The sequence below is a fragment of the Scopulibacillus cellulosilyticus genome (assembly GCF_042665295.1).
Classification (GTDB): Bacteria; Bacillota; Bacilli; order Bacillales; family Sporolactobacillaceae; genus Scopulibacillus_A; species Scopulibacillus_A cellulosilyticus.
The window spans coordinates 1-22,520 of sequence record NZ_JBHTCO010000036.1; the positions used below are offsets into that span (position 1 = coordinate 1).

Consider the following 22,520-nt stretch of genomic DNA (forward strand, 5'->3'; position numbering starts at 1 on the left):
ACAAACGTCACTCCGAAGAGATCTGTTTGCTTCCCGCGCTCGACTTGCATGTATTAGGCACGCCGCCAGCGTTCGTCCTGAGCCAGGATCAAACTCTCAATAAAGTTTGGATGCGAACATCCTTATTTAAAGCTGTTAAACAGCAATACTTTTAATCGTTATGTTCCTTAGCTATTTTAAATTAATAGGTTGGTTACCCAATTAATTACGCTTGGCTTTTGTTTAGTTTTCAAGGTACAATCTCTTAATTCTTTAAGTCCGCCGTTCGACAGCGACCTTTTTATTATACCAAGTTGTTTTCATCTTGTCAACAACTTTTTTCGCTATGCTTTTTTCTTTCAAAAGCGACGCTATTAATATTAACATTGATCAAATTCGATGTCAATATGTTTTTTTGTCCGTTTCGTGAATAGCACTACGAAATCGGCAAGATTTATAGTACCATCTTCATGAGACTTAGTCAACAGTTTTTTTAGATGTTTTTTACCTGTTAATAATTAAGCAAACGGATATCCAATACAGGCATCCGTTTGCTTTAAAAAATTACTGTTTTGAAATACACCAATCCACCGGTTGTTCCCCAATCGACTGAAGAAATGCATTCGCTTTTGAAAAAGGCCTGCTGCCAAAAAAACCGCGGTTTGCTGAAAAAGGACTCGGATGCGGCGATTTAATAATACAATGTCCTTGATTGGTAATAAGCTCTTGCTTTGCTTGAGCGTGACGGCCCCATAATATAAAAACAACAGGCTTGTCCCGCTCATTAAGCTTCCGTATGACTTGGTCGGTAAACTGTTCCCATCCCATACCTTTATGTGAATTTGGGTTTGCTCTTCTTACCGTCAATACTGTATTTAATAAAAGAACACCCTGTTTCGCCCATTCAATTAAGCATCCGTGATTGGGAATTTCACAGCCTAAGTCATTTTGAAGTTCTTTAAAAATATTTTGTAATGACGGGGGTTGTTTCACTCCCGGCTGTACGGAAAAACTTAACCCATGTGCCTGTCCCGGACCATGATAAGGGTCTTGACCTAAAATAACAACTTTCGTTTTGTCATAAGATGTATAGTGAAGTGCATTATAAATATCGTACATATCGGGATAGATTGTCTGATTGGTGTATTCCTTTTTCAAAAAACCCCTTAAGTTTAAATAGTAATCTTTATGAAACTCCTCATTTAAATAATCTGACCAATCATTTTTTAAAATCACTGCGAAAACCCCGCTTAAAAATTTTAAGATGAATTTAACTTACATAATTACCTATACCATTTTATTATACAAAATGATCGGGTCTGCATTAAGGATTGTTTTCGATCCCTTTCTATATTAATAAATAACCTTCCAATTATGATTAACCTGAGCCTTAACAACCTTTTTCTCTAATATGTAATTAGCAATCAGCTCTGATACGTCAATCGGAATATCTTTAATAACCGGCTTGTCCTTGTACATCAAATAATTCCCGCCGCCGCCGGAACGGTAATTATTCATAACAACATCATACTCCGCTTTCATATCTAAAGGCTTGCCGTGACGTTCCAATTTAACGATACGCTCACCCGGCTGTTTGGATATATCAATGATGTATTCTATACCTTCCCACATGTCGTAGTTATAATGTTGAGGCTTCGGAGTTGAAAAAGCCGGGTTTACTTTAATATCCCCATGATGACTTTGTTGAAAATACGAAGCTGATTTCTCTAAGGCATCCTTTATATCTTGACCTGTGATCCGGATCACCTTTAAAGTATTCGGATAAATATAGTTCGCCACTATATCGCGCATCGTAACATTTTGGGGCAAGCCCGGTGATTGATTATCAAACAAAGCAGTGTTTGATATATCCGCACCGGATGCAGCCATTTGTACCTTATTTATAAATTCAATAAGAGCATTATCCTCTGTTCTCGTCTCCATTGGGTCGTTAACAACCATATTTCCTTCTATCTTTCCAATGGGCTGATCAAGCCAGATTTGTGTTTCATTTTCGTATGTCCTTACTTTTTCTAAAATATCTAATTCCGGTTCAACACCTTCAATAGACAAAAGCTCCGACTGCTTATTGACACAGCGCCAGCCATCTTCACCCTTCTTAAAGTCAACCGTTACTTTACCTAATGCTTTACCATTGTTTCCCGGCTGGACAACTAAGACGCCGTTAATTTGTTGACCGGATATAAGTCTGTGCTGGTGACCGGTCAAAAGGACATCTATCCCCTCAACTTCCTGGCAAATTTGATACCCCTGATTTTCACCCGTTAAAGCCTCTGTAGGCTCCCCTGATTCAAGATCACGTTCAAAACCGCCATGGTAGGATACTATGATAAAATCAACCTTTTCTTCACTTTGTAAATAATTCACCCATTTTTTCGCGGATACCGCTGCATCTTCAAAAAATATCCCTTCAAGATTTTCAGGCTTTTCCCAATTAGGAATATAATGAGTCGTTAAACCTAACACGCCTACCCTTAGTCCATCGGCAAATTCCCGGACAAAATAAGGTTTGCCAAAGTAAGGCTCTTCAGTTTTTTCATCCAAAATATTCGCAGACAACCAAGGGAAATTTGATTCTTTAACGGCGTTTAATAATATATCTAATCCATAGTTAAATTCATGATTACCAAATACACCAGCTTCATATTTGAGATCGTTCATAAGCAGAATCATCGGATTCGGTTTCTCATAGTTGAAACGTGCATAATGATATGTAAGCGGCGTCCCTTGAATCACATCGCCATTATCTAATAAAAGTACATTATCATGACGTTTTCTTTCACTTCTGATCAGCGAAGCAATCTTGCCCAATCCAACATCAGTTTTTTTGTTTGTCCCATAATTAATCGGATATACGCTTCCGTGAACATCGCTGGTTTCTAAGATCACTAAACGAAACTCTTTCATAAAAAAACCTCTCTTTTTTAAACCATTCTATATTAACTTTACTTTATCAAGAAACATTTATTAAGTTTATAAAAATATTGAAAATTTTCATTTATTTATTCACTATTCTGTTATATTATAAAGATGCAATCATCAAAAACTATTTTACGGGGGTAAAGGTATGGTGAAAAAGCTTGTTGCACTATTAGCAACATTAAGTTTGGCCGTCGGATTGCTCGCAGCATGCGGAAGCAGCAGCGAGAAGACTTCCGGTGATGCGAAGGATGGTTACGTTCCTAAAGAATTAAAAATTGGATTTGTTCCTTCACAAAATGCCGATACACTTGAAGCCAAAGCAAAACCTCTGGCGAATTTATTGCAAAAAGAACTTAAGATTCCTGTTAAAGTAACAGTAACAACCGATTATAACGGTGTTGTTGAGGCCTTAGGCTCCAAACAATTGGATCTTGGTTTTCTTCCTCCGACCGACTATGTGATGGCACATAAAAAAGGTTATGCGGATGTTCTGCTGCAAGCCCTGCGCTACGGTGTCAACCCAAAAGACGGCTCCAATACTGATCAACTCGTAGACTGGTATAAATCTATTATTCTTGTTAGAAAAGATTCAAATATCAAATCCCTGAAAGACTTAAAAGGAAAAACGATCGGCTGGCAATCGCCAACCTCTTCTGCCGGCTATGTATGGGCTGCTGTTGAAATGAAAAAACACGGTATTGACGCCCAAAAAGATGTTAAAGGCGTCCAATTACAAGGACACGATAAAGCGGTAGAGGCCTTGTTAAACGGTGATGTAGACGCCGTAGCTGTCTTCTCAGACGCCCGCAATATTGTTAAAGGCGAATACCCTGATGTTTTTAAAAAGACAAGAGTGCTCTATACTACTGCCAAAATCCCTAATGACACAATCAGCGTCCGGCCGGATATGTCTAAGAAGTGGAAAGATAAAATTGCTAACGCATTTATTAAAATCGGCAAAGACCCTAAAGGCAGAAAAATTATTGAAGCGATCTATTCCCATGTGGGATACACAAAATCAAAAGACTCTAACTTCGATATCGTCCGTGAATACAGCAGCAAGGTTAAAGACATCGGAAAATAACAAAAAGACAGCCGGTGTATGTTAAAGCGCCGGCTGTCTTTTTTGTTCACAAATAAAGAAATTCCGTCCTATATTCTCATACGAGCCGCTTTCTAATTGCACCTGATATAAGATCAATCACCGTGACCATAACAATAATACCTAATAGGATAATACCAACACGATTCCATGAATGAGCATTAAGCGCAAAGATTAACGGTGCACCGATACCGCCGGCTCCAACAATGCCGAGAATGGTCGCCGAACGGACACTTATTTCAAAACGATATAATGTATAAGATAAAAATGCCGGCAGAACTTGAGGAATAACCGCAAACCACAATGTTTGTATACGATTGGCCCCGGATGCAGTCAAGGCCTCAGTCGCTCCAAAATCCATATTCTCAACAGCTTCTCCAAATAACTTTCCAAGCATCCCAACGGAGTGGAATCCTAAAGCCAATATCCCGGCAAAAGGCCCTAATCCAACCGCTTTAATAAATAAAAGAGCCATAATAAGTTCGGGAAATACACGAATAGCACTTAAAACCAATTTACCCGTACCGGAAACCCATTTGTGTTTACTCATGTTCCTGGCCGCCCAAAAGGCAAATGGAATACATAAAATAGCAGAAATAAATGTACCCAGAACAGCGATCGCCAGAGTTTCAAGCAGCGCATGGATGAGATCTTCACCGCCAGGGTCAGATATATAACCCCAATCAGGATGAAAAAGTCCGCTGACAATCGCTGTTGTTGCCTGTCCGGCGGAATCTTTTATATTAATATCCGGCATCCCTATAAACGCCCATAAATAGATAAGTACAACAACAATTAAGATTGCCCAATTCCTAATGCGCCTTTTCAATGGTTTTTTTGGCTTATTCATCGCTATTTGACTCATAATAATTTCTCCCTGATTTTATTACTTACAAAATCAATAACGATAACAACTATCAACGTATAAATGATAATTGTTAATACACGATCATATTGAAAAAAGCTTAGTGTATTATTTAAATATAAACCGATACCGCCGGCGCCGACATAACCTAAAATAGCTGCTGACCGAATATTTATTTCAAAACTATAAAGGAAATATGACATGAATTGTGCGGTTACTTGCGGAACGACCCCAAAAAATATCCACTGTATCTTATTAGCGCCTACAGCTGTCATGGCTTCTAACGGCCCGGGATCAATGGCTTCAACGGATTCATAAGCCAATTTAGCAATTATCCCAAAGGAAAAAACTGCAATAGCCAGGATGCCGGGAATTTCGCCAATACCAAGAATCGGAACGAATAAGGCAGCCAGAAGCAGCTCCGGTATCGTCCGAATTAAATTCATGATAAATCTCGCCGGATAGTAAATGACAGGTGTACGAACAACGTTTCGGGAAGAAAGCAATGCAAATGGAATGGCAATAATCCCGCCAAAAGTTGTCCCTAAAACCGCCATTCGAATTGTTTCAAGCATCGGTTTCGTGACATAGCCAAAATAACTCCAGTCAGGCGGAAACATTTCGGCAAACAGCGTTCCCATGTTAGGCAGCCCTTTAACGAAACTCGAGAATGATACACCCGTTTTAACAGCACTGCCCCATATTAGAAGAATAATAAAAATAACAGACAGAAAATTCCTGATCCTTGACAGTCTCCTTGTCGCCTTTACATGCGCCACTTCCATTACTTTGCCTCTCCTAACATTTCTTCTTCATCAATTGGCCGGCCATAAATTTCCGAAAACTTTTCATCCGTAGCCTCTTCTACTGGCCCGTCAAAGACAACTTCACCATCACGAATGCCAATCACCCTTGTTGCATACTCCCTGGCTAAATCAATAAAATGCAAGTTAACAATTGTTGTTATACCCAATTCTTTATTTATTCGCTTAAGATCATCCATTACTTGTCTTGTTGTCAATGGATCCAGTGATGCTACAGGTTCGTCTGCAAGGATAATTTTCGCCTCTTGAGCCAAAGCTCTCGCAATAGACACACGCTGCTGCTGTCCGCCTGATAGTTCATCAGCACGGGAGTAGGCTTTCTCTTTAATATTGACCCTGTCTAAAGCAGTGAGGGCAAGTTCAATATCCTGTTTCGGAAATAAACCTAATAAAGTCCGGATTGTCGAATGATACCCGACTCGGCCGGACAATACATTTCTCAATACCGAAGATCGTTTTACAAGATTAAAATTTTGGAAAATCATACCGATGTCCCTGCGAATTCTCAGGAGCGACTTACCCCGGGCTGCGGTAATGGATTTGCCGTCAATTAAAATTTCACCATCAGTAATTTCATGAAGGCGGTTAATCGACCGAAGCAGCGTAGACTTACCCGCTCCGGAAAGCCCTACGATGACAACAAAATCCCCGCGGTCAATTTTTAAATTAATATCTTTAAGTCCGACCGTCCCATTGGGATAAACCTTTGACACATTTTTAAATTCAATCATAAGTTATCTTCCCCTTTTTAATATAACTTAATGGAATTGAATTTCGAAAACTTTTACAATTTAAATGTAACATAATCAGCTGTTTATTCAAGATAATTCGGAATTTAAAATAATATTAACGTTATTTTTCTAAGGTTAAATTTTTTGTTTATTTTGTCATAAAACTATAATAAAATGGTTAATAGTGTTAAAAGAAACTGCTAACTTAAAAGGCGCAGATAAAGAAGCAGCAGCTTTAAAGAACTTCTTTGCAGCTTTGCTGGCGATTAACGCCTTCCTGAAGTGTAAAAATATAATAAGGGGGAAAAAATGAGAGACTTTTTTAAAACAAAATTTACATATCATAGACAGCTTGTATTTGCCTTCTTCATTTTAGGGCTTGTCATTGTGCTTTCCGGCTGTGATCATGTCCCAAAACCGACTGACCGGTTTACTAATTATATTAATTCATGGCAAAAGCAAGATTACAGCAAAATGTATCAATACTTATCAAAAGGTTCCCAAAATAAGTACTCTAAGGAGCAGTTTGTCAGCCGCTACAAAAACATTTATCAGGGTGTTCAGGCTAAAAACTTAAAAATCAGGTTTGAGAAACCTAAGAAGGAAGTTAAACCGGACAAGAACGGCCAAATTCATTTGCCATTTAAAGTTAGTATGGATACACTAGCCGGGCCTGTTTCATTTAATCAAAAGGCAACCCTTGTTGAAGAAAAGCACAAGGATAAAAAGAATTGGTACCTTAATTGGAATCCTGATATGATTTTTCCCGAATTAAAATCCGGTGATAAAATCAGAGCTTTTACACTTGAAGCCAAAAGGGGAGAAATCACTGACCGCAACGGAAAAGGGTTGGCGATTAATGGCTTTAACACGGATATCGGCATCGTGCCGTCACAACTTGGTTCACACGCTGATCAAACGAAAGAAAAGCTTGCGAAATGGCTTCATTTGTCAAAAGACGACATTAATCAAAAGTTAAAGGCTTCTTGGGTGAAGGGTGACAGCTTTGTTCCAATTGCAACTGTTGATCCTAAAGATAAGAAGCTGATTAATAAAGCGGCGTCTTTACCGGGCGCAGTTAAGAAAGATAAAGAAGACCGCGTCTATCCATGCGGAAAAGCTTGTGCCCATCTGACCGGCTACGCGGGACCAATGACAGCAGAACTTCTTAAGAAATATAAAGACAAAGGTTATAACGCAAATTCAATCATTGGAAAAAAAGGTCTTGAAGCATCTCTGGAAGACAAACTTAAGGGTAAAGACGGCGGCATTATTTATATCGAGAATGCCCATGGCGAAAAAACCCATACAATTGCTGAACAAAAGCCGGTTAACGGGAAAAATGTCACTCTAACAATTGACAGCAAAGTTCAAGAAGCGCTGTACCAGCAACTGAAAGGCAATGTCGGAACAGCTGTAGCGCTTAATCCTGAAAACGGTGATATTTTAGGAGTTGTCAGCACACCATCCTTTGACCCAAATGATTTTATTCGCGGTATGTCTGATAAACAATACCAAGCCTTAAGCAAAAATCCTGACAATCCTTTGCTCAGCCGGTTTGCAGACGCATACGCCCCGGGTTCATCATTTAAACCGATAACGGCTGCGATAGCATTGGATAACGGAGCCATCACGCCTGAGGAGACCTTTAAAATTAACGGACGAAAATGGCAAAAAGATTCATCATGGGGAAATTATTATGTTACCCGTTTGGACTCTTTAAATAATGTTCAGCTCAGAGACGCCCTTGTCCGATCCGATAACATTTATTTTGCCCAGACGGCATTAAAAATTGGCCCGGACGCTTTTGCAAAAGGCGCTAAAAAGTTTGGATTTGGTGATTCCTTGCCGGTTCAATACCCAATGGAAAAATCTCAAATCTCAAATAGCGGTTCAATTGACAGTGATTTGCTCTTAGCAAATTCGGGATATGGGCAAGGCCAAGTTTTAACAAACCCTGTTCACCTTGCTTTAACATATACAGCCTTTGTGAATGAAGGAAATATTGTCGAACCTCATTTAATCAAAACAAACGATAATAACGGACCGGCTTATTGGAAAGAAAATGTCATGTCACCGAAAACAGCTAAAACAATTCTTAACGACCTTACCCAAGTCGTCGACAGTCCTCATGGTACCGCCCATGATGCACAAATAAACGGTATTCCTTTGGCAGGTAAAACCGGAACAGCTGAATATAAATTAAAACAAGGTGAAAAAGGCCGGGAAATTGGTTGGTTTGTTGCAGTTAATACCAATCATCCGAAACTGTTAGTTAATATGATGATTGAAAATGTCCAAGATAAAAGAGGCAGTCATTACGTCAGTCCAAAAGTTAAAAAGGTATTTGAGCAAGTCCTTGCGAAATAAGTTTAAAAACAGCCAAGCCTTTTAATAAAGGCTTGGCTGTTTTGCTTTTGCTCCTAAATGATTATCGCTATATTAGCATTCTATATGACAGCTTTTTATTTATCGGCTTTTTTGCCAAAAGACCCTGCAAATATAAAATCTTTGACTTCATGCCGATCGGATGGTTTTTCCCTTTCATGAAATTTTTCCGGCAAATCTTCCTTGTTACCTTGGTAGCCAATTGCTACGACCGCATGAATATCATACTCCTCCGGGACACTTAGAATCTCCCTGGCCTTATCCTTATAAAATCCGCCCATAGCATGAGTAATAAGCCCTTTATTCGCAGCTTCAAGGGCTAAATACCCCCAAGCAGCACCGGTATCAAAAGCATGTGTACGGTTAAATTCATTTTTGGAATTGGCCTGCTTAGAAAGAATCACGGCTAGAACAGGCGCTTTTTCGCACCAAAGCCTGTTCACTTCCATAATAAACGGAAAAAATTTCTCGCGTTCTTCTTTAGTTCTTGCCACAACAAACCGCCATGGCTGTTCATTGCTGGCAGACGGCGCCCAACGTGCAGCCTCAAACAGGCTCATTAATACATCTTCAGGTACTTCCTTTTCCTGAAAAGACCTTGGTGACCACCGCTTTAAAAATATTGGATCAATATTATAAGAAGTTTTACGGAATTCAGATATTTGTTTAACCAATCAAGTTTGCCTCCCTTTGTCTATGTAAAAAATAGAGGATCATTAACTGACCCTCTACTTATCATATCATTAAAATAAAATGAATATAAATCATATGATCTTACCTTATCCACATTATCCACAGGTTTTTGGGGTCAGACCCCTGACAAAGCCGATGACTTCATCGACTGTATCCATTGCCAGGATTTCATCGATATGTCCCGCAAGCTCTTCTTTTGACAGCTTTGCTATTTGGCTTCTTGCAGGCAAAATAGAGGTTGCGCTCATACTGAATTCGTCAAGTCCGAGACCTAGCAGAATCGGTATAGCTATTTCGTCTCCAGCCATTTCCCCGCACATGCCAACCCATTTGCCTTCTTTATGGGCAGCTTGAATCACCATGTTAACCAGGCGGAGGATAGCCGGATTATAAGGTTGATATAAATAGGATACGTGCTGATTCATCCGGTCTGCTGCCATCGTATATTGAATTAAATCGTTCGTACCGATGCTGAAGAAATCTACTTCCTTAGCAAATCGGTCCGCCATAACAGCAGTTGATGGGATTTCAACCATCATGCCAACTTCGATTTGATCAGATACTCCGACGCCTTGCCCGACAAGCTGTTCTTTTTCTTCATTAAGTATCGACTTTGCCTGCCGGAACTCATCCAGTGTCGCTATCATCGGAAACATAATTTTTAAGTTTCCGTACGCACTGGCTCTTAGAAGCGCACGTAACTGCGTTCTGAAGATATCCTGTCTTTCAAGACAAAGGCGAATCGCTCTGAATCCTAAAAATGGATTAAGCTCTTTTGGCAAGTCCAAATATGGAAGCTCTTTGTCGCCGCCGATATCCAAGGTTCTGATGACGACCGGCTTTCCTTCCATTTTTTCTAAAACCTTTTTATAAGCTTCAAACTGCTCATCTTCTGTAGGGAAGTTATCGCGTCCCATATAAAGAAATTCCGTACGGTATAAACCGACACCTTCACCGCCGTTATTAAGAACGCCGTCTATGTCATCCGGGTTGCCAATGTTTGCGGCAAGTTCAACATGCTGGTTGTCCTTGGTCATTGTTTTTTCATTAACAAGCTTCTTCCATTCTTCTTTTTTCTCTTCATAGTTTGCTTGTTTTTGTTGATAAGCGCTGATTTCCTCAACGCTTGGATTAAGAATGATCTCACCTGATAAACCGTCGATGATGATTTGCATGCCGGATTCAGCTTTTTCCGTTACCGCCTTTGTTCCTACAACAGCAGGAATTTCCATAGAGCGTGACATAATCGCTGAATGGGATGTCCGTCCGCCGATATCGGTTACAAATCCTTTAACAAACTGTTTGTTCAATTGAGCTGTATCTGATGGGGTCAAGTCATGAGCGACAATGACTACTTCTTCAGTAATACTCGCCGGGTTTGAAAATTGAACGCCAAGCAAATGGCTGATTACACGTTTTGAAACATCACGGATATCCGCTGCTCTTTCCTTCATATATTCATTATCCATGTTCTCAAACATAGAAATGTACATAGATGAGACATCATCCATAGCTGCTTCGGCGCAAATTTGTTCATTTTCAATCTTTTGTGTGACGGCACCTATTAGTTCCGGATCGCTTAAAACAAGCAGATGCGCAGCAAATATTTCTGCTTTATCTTTTCCAAGCTCCGCATCCGCTTTCACTTTAATCGCTTCCAGTTCAACCTTGGATTGATCGACAGCTGATTGGAAACGGCCGATTTCCTGCTTTGTATCCGTTATCTTTTTAATTTCTATTTTAAGCTCAGGATCTTTTAAAATAAATGCTTTACCGATAGCGATGCCAGAGGAAGCCGCTATTCCTTTTATCTTTTCTGACATTATTCTCCAAGCCCCTCAGATTTAAAAACTTCCTCAATAGCTTGAATAGCTTCGTCCGCGTCAGAACCTTCAGCTGTAATTTTAACTTCAGCGCCTTTTTGAATGCCCATGGCCATAACACCCATGATAGATTTTAAATTAGCTTGTTTACCGTTGTATTCTATTGTTATGTCTGAACCAAATTGGCTGGCTTTGTTAACTAAAGTTGTTGCCGGTCTTGCATGAATACCAGAGTCACTTGTTACAGTAAATGTTTTTTCTGCCATAATAATTAACTCCTTTACTTTTCAGTCTATTTTAAGGGTAAAATGTATGAACATACCGGTACAGACCACTGTCCATTTATTCATTATATCAATTATTTAAATGTTTTTAAACTAAGATGGCCCTATTCAACGAATTTTGTCGAACATGTAATTTTAACCAACTGTTATTTCACCGGTTTTTTCAAGACACCAACGATCAGCGCAGTTATGACGGTACCTATAATAATAGATAAAATGTACAGCCAAGGACTTCCGTCAACAAATGGTATGACGAATATTCCGCCGTGCGGAGCGCGCAGCCCAATGTTGAAAAACATCGCCAAGCCGCCTGCCACAGCCGAACCAATCACACAAGACGGAATAACTCGACCCGGGTCAGCAGCCGCAAATGGTATAGCGCCTTCCGTAATAAAACAAGCACCTAAAGCATAAGCCGTTTTACCTGCGTTTCTTTCAGACTTCGTAAATTTCTTCTTAAATAATGTTGTTGCTAATGCTAATCCAAGCGGCGGTACCATACCGCCTGCTAAAATAGCAGCTTGAGGAGCATAATCATGCGCACCAATCATGGCAATGCCAAAAGTGTAAGCCGCTTTATTAAACGGTCCGCCCATATCAATGGCCATCATACCCGCAAGAATAATGCCTAATAACACTTTATTTGTTGTACCCATTGAACCTAACCAGTGTGTCAGCGTATCCATTATAAACTTTACTGGCGGATCAATTACAAAAACCATTATCAGACCTGTAATTAGAATGCCAAAGAAAGGAAAGATTAATACAGGCTTTAACCCTTCTAACGATTCCGGCAGACGGCTGAAGATACGTTTAATTAAAAGAACGAGATATCCGGCCAGAAATCCGGCAATTAATCCTCCCAGGAAACCCGCCTGTCCTGTTGAAGCTAAAAACCCTCCGACAGCGCCCGGAGCGAAACCAGGCCGGTCAGCAATACTATAAGCAATATATCCAGCAAGAATCGGAACCATTAACGCCATAGCGTGAGCCGAACCAATCAAATTAAGCGCATAGGCAATCGGATTATAATCCGGTGAACCTTTCTCAGCCGCATGAATGCCAAATAATAACGAAAGAGCGATGATAATCCCTCCGCCAACAACAAACGGCAGCATATAAGATACACCATTCATTAAATGCTTATAAAAGGCAGGCTGTTTTGATTTCTTTTCTTCCTTACCTTCTTTAATTGCCTGTTGGTAACTGCTCTTATTCCCGTTATAGATTGCAGCCTCGCCATTTATAACCCGGGAAATAAGCGATTCGGGATCACGTAATGCTTCTGCTACAGGAACTTCAACAACAGGTTTTCCTATAAAAGGATCCATATCGACTTTCGTATCCGCAGCAACGATAATACCGGCAGCTTCAGCAATCTCTTCTTCAGTAAGGCGATTCTTTATGCCTGTTGAACCATTTGTCTGAACCTTTATGTTATAGCCCATTTCCTTCGCTTTTTCTTTCAGCGAGTCAGCAGCCATATAAGTATGGGCTATGCCTGTCGGGCAACCGGTTACAGCAAGGATCTTTTCTTTTTTCCCAGACTCTTTTTGATCTGAAGACTGAGCATCTTCTTGGTCATCATCCTGGTTTTCAAAAAGGTTAACGATTTCTTCTGCTGTTTCTGCCTTCATTAGTTTTTCCCGAAACTCTTTTTTTAACAAATAAGTCGATAATTGTGAAAGTGTTTCTAAATGGGCGTTATCAGCGCCTTCACTGGCGGCAATCATAAAAAATAAATGCGCCGGCTGGCCGTCAAGGGAATTATAATCAACGCCTTGCTCTGATCGGGCAAAAGCTATGGCCGGTGTTTTGACCGCGCTTGTCTTGGCATGAGGAATAGCTATACCTTCTCCTATACCTGTTGTACTCTCTTTCTCCCTTTGATCAATAGCCTTCCTGAAAGTTCCAAAGTCATTTAACTTCCCAGCCTTACTTAACTTACTTGCTAATTCATCCAGAGCCTTATCTTTTGTTCCAGCTTCTAAATTTAAAAGAATCGTCTCTTTTGTTAATAAATCAGTAATTTTCACCGGTTTCCCCCCTGCCTTTCTATATGATGGATTTGAATCTTAGGTAAAAGTTCTTCAACAGTTGCTTTGGTACACAAATCTATTGAAAAAGCTGTGGCACTGCCAGACGCTGTTCCATATCGAAATGCCTCAATAAAGTTGCCGCTCCGTAAATACTCAGAAAGGAATCCGCCAACTAATGAATCTCCTGCACCGACTGAATTTTTCACTTCTCCTTGAGGCACTTCCGCATGAACAGCCATTTCACGATTAACAAATAAACTGCCATTGGCTCCCATTGATACAATGACATTCATAGCGCCTTCATCAATTAATTTTTGTGCATATACTATGACTTCATCAATTGTTGAAATCTCTTTATTAAAAAGTTCTCCAAGCTCACTTTGATTTGGCTTTATAAGAAACGGCTGTGCCGCCAGTGCCTCCTTAAGGGCTTGTCCGCTCGTATCAACAACAACCTTTACATTTTTATCTTTTAATTTAAGCATCATTTCTTTATAAATATTTGCAGATAAAGAGCTCGGGATGCTGCCTGAAAGAACGAGAATATCATCATCATTTAACCGGTGAAGTTTTAATAACAGTTCATCTTCCTGGTCGCTGTTAATTTCCGGCGATGGACCATTAATTTCTGTTTCTTCACGGCTTTTGACCTTAACGTTTATTCTTGTGTCGCCATCAACTTCAACAAAATCTGTATCAATATTTTCACTGACCAACTGGCGGCGTATAAAGTCTCCAGTAAACCCCCCGATAAATCCTAAAGCTACTGATGACGTGCCGAGGCGGCGCAGCACCCGGGAAACGTTAATACCTTTTCCGCCAGGCATTTTCTTATCCGTGTCCATTCTATTTAATTGTCCTATTTGAAAATTATTAACTTCTGAAAAGTAATCTAAAGATGGATTAAGTGTACAAGTGTATATCATGATTTCACCGTTTCTACTGTCGTTATTTGATTATATTGATTAATTTCTTCATGATCGCCCAAACTATCCGTAATGATTGATGCTTTATTTAAGTCGTGAACGAAACTGAAAGAGACTTGATTAAATTTCGTCCGATCCGCAAGCACATAAGCTTTGTTTGAAAGATCCATAGCTGCTTTCTTTATCATCGCTTCTTCAGGGTCCGGAGTCGTGTAACCGAAATTTAAATGAATACCGTTTATACCAATAAAGCTTTTATCGAAGCGGTAAGCGCTTATTCCTTCTAAAGCACCTTTTCCAATAAATGCTTTTGTCTTAGATTTAACCCTGCCGCCGACGACATAGGTTTCTATGCCTCTGTCTAAACATTCATTGACAAGCGACAATCCATTAGTCACAACGATCGTATCCTTCCGCAAAAACTCAATCATATGAAAAGTGGTTGTACCTGCATCAAGAAAAATACAATCGCCTTTCTCTACATATTCAGCCGCTTTTCCGGCAATCGCCTTCTTTTCAGAAAAATTTGCTGTCAAGCGCTCACTGATCGAGGTTTCTTCTGATTTTGACTTGATCATCTGAGCGCCGCCGTGAAACCTAACCAATTTATTTTCCTTTTCCAATTGAATAAGGTCCCTGCGGATGGTTGACTCTGAGCTGTCAGTCTCCTTAACAAGCTGATGGATAGTTGCTATTTTATTTTCTTTAATAAACTTTAATATTAATTGTTGTCTTTCTGGTGTTAACAATAAATCACCTCATTTATAGGTTTATTATATATGATAACCCTTTCAATTTCAATCAGTAACAATCAAATTCAATCATTATAATTTATAAATAATCAATTACCAGCTAAACAAAATAAAAAAATCCCCAGACTGAATTTAACAGCGAGGGGAAATCATTAGGAAAACCATTAACTTATTAAACGAAAAAACAGGGTGCACCATACACCCTGTTTTTTCCCTTTATTAAACTAGACTGCAAACAGCATAATCCAAATTGTACCTGCAACGACACAGAACGCGATGAAAGCGCCAAAAATAATCGCTGTAAGTTGCCATGTCTTACTGCCTTCAGTGATATGCATAAACATAAATAACTGAACAAGCGCTTGAATGACAGCCAGGATAACGATCGCTGTGATGATAAAAGGTACAGAAAATGCATTTGATGTTACAATCCATAGCGCAGCAAATGTTAATATTAGTGAGATAACTAAACCAATGATATGTTTCCAAGGAAACCCTGTATGCTCAGCATGAAAATGCGTATGTTCATTAGACATAATTTATAACACCAACCCTACTAGATAAACTGCGGTAAACAGGAAGATCCAAATAACATCAAGGAAGTGCCAATACAACCCGACGATGAAAACCTTTCTTGATGTATGTTCGTTGATTCCGCGCTTTGCTAATTGGGCGATAATACATAGCATCCATAAGATACCTACGCTTACGTGACAACCGTGCGTTCCTACTAAGATAAAAAATGATGTAAGGAAGGCACTTGTTTGTATTGTTGCTCCTTCTTGGACCATACCTGTAAATTCTTTGGCTTCAAAACCGATAAAGACGAGACCAAGAATCAATGTCACAATCAGCCAAGCAATAGTCGCTTTATTATTACCGCGTCTCATTTCAAGTGTTGCTAATCCACAGGTGAAACTGCTGACCAATAAGTCAACTGTTTCAATCATAAAATCTTTAACTTCATAGAGTTCTTTGGAGGATGGCCCTCCTGCCGTATGGTGAATATACATTAAATACGTAGCAAACAGGCAGGAGAACAACACCATATCCGCTGCTAAGAAAAGCCAAAATCCAAATATCCGGAGGCTGCCTTCTTCCGTTGAGTATTCCAACGGTTCATAAGGCTTAGTATCGTGATTAGTTGTTGTTGCAGCCATTATGAAAACCTCCCTGCTTCACGTTCAGTGCGTTCAATTTCATCTACTGGTATATGATGATGATCATGTGTTTCAAAGGATCTGTACAGCATACAAGCTAATATACCTAAAGCACCGACAATTCCCATCCATATCCAATCAAAGACTAAACCAAATCCCGAAATAAAGAAGAATACTCCCATAATAATCGGAACGCCTGAATTATTCGGCATATGAATTGGTTTATAAGGCGCTTTATGCATTTCTTTATCGCGGCCTTCTTTTTTCATATAGTAGAAATCATCTACTTGCTGTATTGTTGGAATGTGCGCAAAGTTATACTCTGGAGCCGGAGAAGTTGTAGCCCACTCTAATGTACGGCCATCCCATGGATCTCCAGTTGTATCTCTTTCACCGTAACGGGCACTCCAATAGATATTGTAAACCATGACAATAAATCCAAGACCCATTCCAAAGGCCCCGATTGTCTCTACAAAGTTCAGACCAGTCCAGCCTAAGCCTGCCGGATAAGTGTACATACGACGGGTCATACCTAATAGGCCGACCAGATACATTGGCAAGAAGCAGACATTGAAGCTGATCATAAAGATCCAAAATGCCCATTTACCAAGTCTTTCATTAAGAATGTGACCAAACATCTTAGGCCACCAATAAGTTAATCCGGCGAAAGCAGCAAATACTGTACCGCCAATTAATACATAGTGGAAGTGAGAAACTAAGAAATCACTATTATGATATTGATAGTCAGCAGGCGCTACTGCAAGCATAACCCCTGTCAAACCGCCGATCAGGAAGTTTGGTATAAAAGCAAGCGACCATAACATCGCTGTACTGAATTCAAGCTTACCTTTATTAAGGGTAAACAACCAGTTAAATATTTTAACACCTGTCGGAATTGCGATAAGCATGGTTGACAGCGAGAAGAACGAGTTAACCCCCGCGCTGGCTCCCATTGTAAAGAAGTGGTGAACCCACGTAATAAAGCTAAGTACACTGATGGCAATCATTGAAAATACCATCGCATGATATCCAAACAGCTTTTTGTGAGAGAAGGTTGAGATAACCTCCGAGAACACGCCGAACGCCGGCAAAATAACGATATACACTTCAGGGTGACCCCAAATCCAGAACAAGTTCGCCCACTGCATCGGCTGACCGCCAGCCGTTGTAGTAAAGAAGTGTGCATCAAACAAACGGTCAATTGTTAACATCGCAAGGTCCACAGTCAGAACCGGGAACGCAAACATGATGATAACGGAAGTAATAAGAACTGACCAAGTAAACATTGGCATTTTCATTAACGTCATACCTGGTGCTCTCATTTTAATAATTGTTGTAAAGAAGTTTACGCCAGTGGCAAGCGTACCGATACCTGTAATTTGCAGAGAAAGCAAGTAAAAGTTTTCCCCTACACCAGGGTCGAGTTCTTTGCCTGCTAAAGGAGTATAACTCGTCCATCCTGCGTCCGGCGAACCGCCAATGACAAAGGATATGTTCAAAAGCATAGCCCCTATAAAGAAGAGCCAAAAACTAATCGCATTCAGAAATGGGAACGCAACGTCGCGGGTCCCGATTTGTAACGGCACAGCAATATTAAACAAACCAATAATGAACGGCATAGCCATGAACAAGATCATGATCGTACCATGCGTTGTGAAAATTTCATTATAGTGCTGTGAGTCCAGTAAGTGCAAGTTTGGCAAAGCCAATTGCGAACGCATTAACAGCGCATCAACGCCACCCCTGAATAACATAAGTAAGGCGGCAATGATATACATAATACCAATTTTTTTTGCGTCAACTGTCGTTAACCATTCTTTCCATAACCATTTCCACTTCTTAAAGTAAGTGAGCACGAAGATGATCGCTATGGATACCAAAACAATCGCAACATCAGCCATATAGATCATTGGCTCACCGGTGACAAAGAAACTGCCAAGGAAGTGCTTAATGCTGTCCATGATGCATGCCTCCCATATCCATTCCTGACATATCTCCTGACGACATATCTATATCAGCACGATCATCTTTAGGTGTTGATGAGAAAGTCATACGGCCAACAGTACCAGGTTTCATAATTTCATCATATTTTTTCTGGGTGATTGGCGGTGCTGTACTTTTAACATGTTGAACCCATTTATTAAAGTCACTGTCTGACTTAGCTAACACATGGAATTGCATATGCGCAAAGCCTTTACCAGTGAAGTTCGCGCCTCTTCCTAAATAGTCGCCCGGGTGATCCGCTTGAAGCCACAAGCTCATTTTCATATTAGGCATCGTATAGGCCTGACCTCCAAGGGATGGTACCCAAAATGAGTTCATAGCCCCTTTAGCTTGTAATTGAAATTTGATTGGGCGATCTGACGGTATAGCAACATAGTTAACAGTTTCGATATTTTGCTCTGGATATCTGAATACCCATTTCCAATCAGCTGATGTTACAACAATTGTCATCGGTGTCTTAGCTTCAGCTGTTTTTGGCGGCTTTTCCAAGTCATATGTGCTTTTAACAGTTGGAATAGCTAATAGAATAACGATAATAATTGGTATAACAGTCCAAGTGACTTCGAGCTTAACGTTTCCATCATCTTCCGGATCATAATTTGGATTGTTCTTTTTACCATTTTTAACAAGAACAACGATGAAAATGATGAATACGCCTAAAACAACCAAGGCCATTAAGATAAATGACCAAACGATGAGGTGAAACTGTGTACGGGCAACGGGACCTTGCGGATCAAGGACATTTTGATTGTCCGCAGCACAACCAGTTAAAGAAACTAATAATAGCGTAAGAGCTGCAAATGATTTCAAACCGAGTTTTTTCATAGCTCCTGCCCTTTCCTCCTTTCTGCTCTGCAGATAACCCTTGTTGTTTTCGAACCTTGGGACCTTAACATCTAAAAGAATTAATTGAAAAAACTTTTGTTTTTTCATTCGTTAAGGCCTGTGAGCAGTATTTATCATACCAAATTATTGGTGTTTTTGAGCCTTATCATTCACATGTTCAAAAAATCCTCAAATTTTGATAAACATTTTGTCACGATTCCTCCCCCGTTTGTTCAAACTTGAGAAAGTCTATGTACAGTTAAAACACCTTTACTCTTACTCTCCCAAGTTTTACCTTGATTCATTCAGATATTTACTTTTTTTATTTAAAATAAATAATCAGAATTATCAACATCATTTCCACTTAAATACAAATTTCGTTATATGTTCGACACACAGTTTTTAATTTTACAGAATGAGGGCTGATAAAGCAAACTTTATAAATATCTTTATTGGATTTTAATTAATTTAAATCCGTATCGTTGATAGTAAAATAAACATAATTAATAAAATTCGGAGGAAACCACCGATGAAAGCGCATTAATCATCCTTAACAGTTGTATTTTCTTGAATTTCATCTCTTTACAACAAAAAATAGCGGGAGTAATATATTCTCATTCTTAATATAAAAATAGTTTCCAAAATCTTAATCGCTGAGTTCATTTTATGAAACGGGGGAACCAACCGCGGCACTATGCCGCATGGGGTGAATCTTTTCCGGATTAATATCCGTCTCCGGAAAAGTAGGGCGACTCTGCACGCCCGAATCCGTCAGCTAACCTCGTAAGCGTTTGAAGAGAGGATAGTGGTAACTTTGCACGGTTAAAATATCCGCAGAGTCACTTGCCTCTGCGGTTTTTTGGTGTGTTCTTTTATTGACAAACCTACATTTATGGCAAAAAGAAGGGGATGCTAATAAAGAAAACTTGCCGATTGGCAAGCCTTAAAAGGCGTAGACAGAGGCTTAGTACTCCAGAGCACAAGTCTCGTTAACTCACTGCGTTCGCAGTCTCGCTTTGTTGCACTTATACTTGGAACTTAAAATTGGTTCCTGAATCGAGATGCTCCTTCGCCGAAGCTTATTCGAAGAGGTTGTTCCACTTCTCGTCGCAAAGCTACAAAGAAGCTTTTTCATGTTGCAGCTTTGCTGCCAATTTATATTTTCCTAATGTAACAAAAAGGCACGATGGATTACCCCTGATCAAAGAGCAGCATATTTAAAAATCTTATTTAACAAAATGTTTTCACTTGAAAATAAACTGCTAAGGAAGGTTTTATCAATGGTTAGTAAAGTAAAAAGGCTCCTTATAGGCAGGCCGCTTAAATCAAATGAAGCGCAGGAACAAAAGCTTAATAAATTAAAAGCCTTGGCCATTCTTTCGTCAGACGCCTTGTCTTCTGTCGCTTACGGCCCGGAACAAATTCTTATCGGATTGGCAGCGGTAAGCGCCCTTGCCTTTTGGTATTCCCTTCCAATTGCAATCGGCGTTCTTATCCTGTTAGCCGCTCTTATTCTGTCATATCGCCAAATCATCTTTGCTTATCCGCATGGCGGAGGCGCATACATGGTGGCAAAGGAGAATTTGGGGGAGAACTTTGGGCTTGTTGCCGGCGGTTCTTTATTAGTCGATTATATTTTAACAGTAGCAGTTAGTGTTTCATCAGGTACGGATGCCGTTACTTCCGCCGTCCCTGCTTTGCATCCTTACAGCGTACTTATTGCTGTATTGATTGTTATCATCATCACTATTTTAAATTTAAGAGGATTAACCGAATCCGCAACTATATTAGCGTATCCTGTCTATTTATTTATTTTCGCTATGGTCATCTTGATTATCTTTGGTATCTACCATGTGTTAACCGGCCATGTTCCGGCAAATGCTCATACAGCCATAGGAACACCTGTAGCAGGAGTCAGTTTATTTCTATTATTAAAGGCATTCTCGTCAGGCTGTTCAGCATTAACCGGTGTTGAAGCTATTTCAAACGCGATACCAAATTTCAAAAATCCGGCACCAAAAAATGCTGCAACGACCCTTGCTATGATGGGTTGTATTTTAGGGTTTCTTTTTGCCGGCATTGTCTTTTTAGCCTATTGGTACGGTATTGCTCCTTCTGCAAAGCAAACTGTATTGTCGAACCTTAGCACGTCAGTCTTTGGCCGGAATATTTTTTACTATTTTATCCAGGCTACAACAGCCCTTATTTTAGTATTAGCAGCTAATACAGGTTTCTCAGCATTTCCTTTGCTCGCCTATAACCTTGCAAGAGATAAATATATGCCTAGGCCTTTTACCGTGAGGGGTGACAGACTTGGCTATTCTAATGGCATCATCACTTTAGGTTTTTTATCAATTCTTCTTATTATTGCCTTTGAAGGAAATACGGACAATTTAATTCCTTTATACGGCGTTGGGGTTTTTGTCCCATTTTCATTATCTCAAACCGGAATGATTGTGAAATGGATTCGAACAAGACCTAAGGGCTGGGTGCCAAAATTGATAGCTAACCTTGTCGGCGCTTTAATATGCTATACGATAGTCATCATTTTCTTCATCACGAAATTTGAAAAAGTGTGGCTGGTTCTTGTCTTTATTCCGTTAGTTGTATTTATCTTCCATAAAATTCACAAACATTATCTGGCTGTCGGCGATCAATTAAGGGTGGATTTGTCACATCACTTAAAGGATATTAAGGTAAAAGATAATGTGGTTATTGTACCTGTCGCAGGTATTACAAAAGTCGTTGAACAGTCATTGGTATATGCAAAGTCTCTGTCTGATCACGTGATTGCCGTATATGTAGGATTTAGTCCTGAAGACATAGAACGTATGGAAAAACAATGGAAGGAATGGCAAACAGAAGTCAGACTGGTGACACTTCATTCGCTTTATAGAAGTGTATTAACGCCATTGAGTAAATTCATTGACACGGTTAAATATAAAACAGATCAAAAAGAAGCCACAATAACCGTTGTCATGCCCCAATTTTATACGAAAAAATGGTGGCAAAGTTTCCTTCATAACCAATCGGGACTATTAATCAGAGCTTACCTCGTCCGGACAAAAAATATTGTGATGGCAACTGTCCCGTATAGATTTAAAAAATAAACCCTTCTTTCTATAGAAGGGTTTTTTCTATCTTTTTTATTAATAGTTGGATAACCCTTATCAGCCGCTCAT

Annotated in this window: 19 protein-coding genes, 1 rRNA gene and 1 riboswitch; of the genes, 4 read left to right on the forward strand and 16 right to left on the reverse strand. The window is 39.7% G+C overall.

Going from position 1 to position 22,520, the window contains the following annotated elements; genetic code table 11:
* The 3 genes from ACFQRG_RS17075 to ACFQRG_RS17085 all read right to left on the reverse strand — a co-directional run.
* Nucleotides 1-104, reverse strand: a 16S ribosomal RNA gene (locus ACFQRG_RS17075); the annotation flags it as partial.
* 439 nt (nt 105-543) lie between these two features.
* A complete protein-coding gene (locus ACFQRG_RS17080; RefSeq protein WP_380968255.1) occupies nt 544-1,215 on the reverse strand; it encodes a uracil-DNA glycosylase in 672 nt (223 codons plus the stop codon).
* A gap of 117 nt (nt 1,216-1,332) precedes the next feature.
* Nucleotides 1,333-2,907 carry a bifunctional metallophosphatase/5'-nucleotidase gene (locus ACFQRG_RS17085; protein ID WP_380968258.1) on the reverse strand — a complete coding sequence of 525 codons (1,575 nt, stop codon included), beginning with the start codon at nt 2,905-2,907 and terminating at the stop codon, nt 1,333-1,335.
* A 160-nt stretch (nt 2,908-3,067) separates the two neighbouring features.
* Here ACFQRG_RS17085 and ACFQRG_RS17090 point away from each other — a divergent pair, with 160 nt between their 5' ends.
* Complete coding sequence (locus ACFQRG_RS17090) at nt 3,068-4,006, forward strand: phosphate/phosphite/phosphonate ABC transporter substrate-binding protein (RefSeq protein WP_380968261.1); 939 nt, start codon at nt 3,068-3,070, stop codon at nt 4,004-4,006.
* A 76-nt stretch (nt 4,007-4,082) separates the two neighbouring features.
* On the opposite strand, the gene phnE (ACFQRG_RS17095) is transcribed toward ACFQRG_RS17090, so the two are convergent.
* From phnE (ACFQRG_RS17095) to phnC, 3 genes are read right to left on the reverse strand one after another with little or no spacing between them, the layout of a single operon-like run.
* Nucleotides 4,083-4,889 carry a phosphonate ABC transporter, permease protein PhnE gene (gene phnE / locus ACFQRG_RS17095; protein ID WP_380968264.1) on the reverse strand — a complete coding sequence of 269 codons (807 nt, stop codon included), beginning with the start codon at nt 4,887-4,889 and terminating at the stop codon, nt 4,083-4,085.
* Nucleotides 4,886-5,674, reverse strand: coding sequence for a phosphonate ABC transporter, permease protein PhnE (gene phnE, locus ACFQRG_RS17100; RefSeq protein ID WP_380968267.1), 789 nt, complete (start codon nt 5,672-5,674; stop codon nt 4,886-4,888). The genes phnE (ACFQRG_RS17095) and phnE (ACFQRG_RS17100) overlap by 4 nt, the downstream gene beginning before the upstream one ends.
* Nucleotides 5,674-6,444 carry a phosphonate ABC transporter ATP-binding protein gene (gene phnC / locus ACFQRG_RS17105; RefSeq protein ID WP_380968269.1) on the reverse strand — a complete coding sequence of 257 codons (771 nt, stop codon included), beginning with the start codon at nt 6,442-6,444 and terminating at the stop codon, nt 5,674-5,676. The genes phnE (ACFQRG_RS17100) and phnC overlap by 1 nt, the downstream gene beginning before the upstream one ends.
* Before the next feature lie 184 nt (nt 6,445-6,628).
* Between phnC and ACFQRG_RS17110 the strand changes: the two genes are divergently transcribed.
* The gene (locus ACFQRG_RS17110; RefSeq protein WP_380968272.1) at nt 6,629-6,757 is read left to right on the forward strand and encodes a hypothetical protein; all 129 of its coding nucleotides are present in this window, start codon (nt 6,629-6,631) and stop codon (nt 6,755-6,757) included.
* On the forward strand, nt 6,754-8,814 hold the full coding sequence (locus tag ACFQRG_RS17115; protein WP_380968275.1) for a penicillin-binding transpeptidase domain-containing protein: 2,061 nt from the start codon (nt 6,754-6,756) through the stop codon (nt 8,812-8,814). The genes ACFQRG_RS17110 and ACFQRG_RS17115 overlap by 4 nt, the downstream gene beginning before the upstream one ends.
* 95 nt (nt 8,815-8,909) lie before the next feature.
* Here ACFQRG_RS17115 and ACFQRG_RS17120 read toward each other — a convergent pair whose 3' ends face one another.
* From ACFQRG_RS17120 to qoxA, 10 genes are all read right to left on the reverse strand, one after another.
* Nucleotides 8,910-9,506, reverse strand: a complete 597-nt coding sequence (locus tag ACFQRG_RS17120) for a nitroreductase family protein (protein ID WP_380968278.1) — start codon at nt 9,504-9,506, stop codon at nt 8,910-8,912.
* A gap of 114 nt (nt 9,507-9,620) precedes the next feature.
* The gene (gene ptsP / locus ACFQRG_RS17125) at nt 9,621-11,348 is read right to left on the reverse strand and encodes a phosphoenolpyruvate--protein phosphotransferase (protein ID WP_380968281.1); all 1,728 of its coding nucleotides are present in this window, start codon (nt 11,346-11,348) and stop codon (nt 9,621-9,623) included.
* Nucleotides 11,348-11,614 (reverse strand): phosphocarrier protein HPr, encoded by a 267-nt coding sequence (locus ACFQRG_RS17130; RefSeq protein WP_380968284.1) that lies wholly within the window; start codon nt 11,612-11,614, stop codon nt 11,348-11,350. The genes ptsP and ACFQRG_RS17130 overlap by 1 nt, the downstream gene beginning before the upstream one ends.
* A gap of 164 nt (nt 11,615-11,778) precedes the next feature.
* A complete protein-coding gene (locus tag ACFQRG_RS17135; RefSeq protein ID WP_380968287.1) occupies nt 11,779-13,668 on the reverse strand; it encodes a PTS fructose transporter subunit IIABC in 1,890 nt (629 codons plus the stop codon).
* The gene (gene pfkB / locus ACFQRG_RS17140; RefSeq protein WP_380968290.1) at nt 13,665-14,597 is read right to left on the reverse strand and encodes a 1-phosphofructokinase; all 933 of its coding nucleotides are present in this window, start codon (nt 14,595-14,597) and stop codon (nt 13,665-13,667) included. Before pfkB ends, ACFQRG_RS17135 begins: the two co-directional genes overlap by 4 nt.
* Nucleotides 14,594-15,346, reverse strand: a complete 753-nt coding sequence (locus ACFQRG_RS17145) for a DeoR/GlpR family DNA-binding transcription regulator (RefSeq protein ID WP_380968293.1) — start codon at nt 15,344-15,346, stop codon at nt 14,594-14,596. The genes pfkB and ACFQRG_RS17145 overlap by 4 nt, the downstream gene beginning before the upstream one ends.
* A 227-nt stretch (nt 15,347-15,573) precedes the next feature.
* Nucleotides 15,574-15,885: a cytochrome aa3 quinol oxidase subunit IV gene (gene qoxD / locus ACFQRG_RS17150; RefSeq protein ID WP_380968296.1), complete on the reverse strand. Its 312-nt coding sequence runs from the start codon at nt 15,883-15,885 to the stop codon at nt 15,574-15,576.
* Between the two features lie 3 nt (nt 15,886-15,888).
* Nucleotides 15,889-16,509 carry a cytochrome aa3 quinol oxidase subunit III gene (gene qoxC, locus ACFQRG_RS17155; RefSeq protein ID WP_380968299.1) on the reverse strand — a complete coding sequence of 207 codons (621 nt, stop codon included), beginning with the start codon at nt 16,507-16,509 and terminating at the stop codon, nt 15,889-15,891.
* A complete protein-coding gene (gene qoxB / locus ACFQRG_RS17160; RefSeq protein ID WP_380968302.1) occupies nt 16,509-18,470 on the reverse strand; it encodes a cytochrome aa3 quinol oxidase subunit I in 1,962 nt (653 codons plus the stop codon). The genes qoxC and qoxB overlap by 1 nt, the downstream gene beginning before the upstream one ends.
* Complete coding sequence (gene qoxA, locus ACFQRG_RS17165) at nt 18,457-19,338, reverse strand: cytochrome aa3 quinol oxidase subunit II (RefSeq protein ID WP_380968305.1); 882 nt, start codon at nt 19,336-19,338, stop codon at nt 18,457-18,459. The genes qoxB and qoxA overlap by 14 nt, the downstream gene beginning before the upstream one ends.
* 641 nt (nt 19,339-19,979) lie before the next feature.
* A riboswitch (cyclic di-AMP (ydaO/yuaA leader) is annotated at nt 19,980-20,144 on the forward strand.
* A gap of 474 nt (nt 20,145-20,618) precedes the next feature.
* On the opposite strand from qoxA, the gene ACFQRG_RS17170 reads away from it, so the two are divergent.
* A complete protein-coding gene (locus ACFQRG_RS17170; protein ID WP_380968308.1) occupies nt 20,619-22,448 on the forward strand; it encodes an APC family permease in 1,830 nt (609 codons plus the stop codon).
* Nucleotides 22,449-22,520 lie beyond the last annotated feature (72 nt).